This window comes from Haloarcula amylolytica JCM 13557, from assembly GCF_000336615.1.
Classification (GTDB): domain Archaea; phylum Halobacteriota; class Halobacteria; order Halobacteriales; family Haloarculaceae; genus Haloarcula; species Haloarcula amylolytica.
The window spans coordinates 1-751 of the sequence record NZ_AOLW01000052.1 but is presented as its reverse complement, the minus strand read 5'-3'; the positions used below and the strand labels follow the sequence as shown (position 1 = coordinate 751).

The following is a 751-nucleotide window of genomic DNA, read 5'->3' as shown; positions in this document are numbered from 1 at the left end:
CCGCCCGAGGCTATCAGGCCGATGGTCGGATGGGAGTGTCCGACTAACCCACGGGAAGCCTCGGGGCTTGACCCCGAGGCGGTTCACTTTCGTGGACACACAGCACTGTACTTGGAGGGGCCGAGGGGCGGCATCATCATTGCTGAACGACTCCCCGGCCTCGACTGAGACGGCGGTTTTCTGTTCCTCTGGCGGGTGCGAGGATGTCCACACACTCAGCGTCGAAGTCGTTTCAGCATCGCCCGCCAGCAGACACAGGGGAGTGTTCCTGTCCGATCCACGTCGACGGTGACCCGTTCACGGCACCTCTCGGGATTCGATTTGCCGATCATGTCGCCGTCCAACCAATCGACAGAGAGACCGCAGCCGCCGTCTACGAGGCGCATCACTCCTATATGGGTTCGCTGCCGTCGGTCAACCTCGCTCACCACGGGCTGTACTTTCAGGACTCGCTAGTCGGGGCTATCACGTACCGCTACCCGCTCATCTCGAAAAAGCGAATCCGGTACGGCGTCGACGGCCAGCTCTGTCCCGAGCCAGTCGAGATCGAGAGCCTTCCAGCGGAGATTCGAGCGACTGCCCGCCAGGTGCTTCCGTCGACGGATACACCAGTCGTTGACAGTGAGGTGATTTCTGGCGACTCGCTCGTCGAGGCCGCGCGTATCTGCATGGGCGTTCGGATGCCGAACCTCGCGTCGGCAGCGCTGGCCCGCTCACAGGAGCGATTCTTGCAGGCTGACGACCGTGACAC

The 751-nt window shown here is 62.6% G+C and carries 1 protein-coding gene; it reads left to right on the top strand.

The genetic code is table 11. The annotated features are described in order from the left end of the window. Positions 1-203: 203 nt before the first annotated feature. Positions 204-751: hypothetical protein (locus C442_RS19275; RefSeq protein WP_008313398.1), on the top strand; the 548-nt coding region annotated here is incomplete at its 3' end.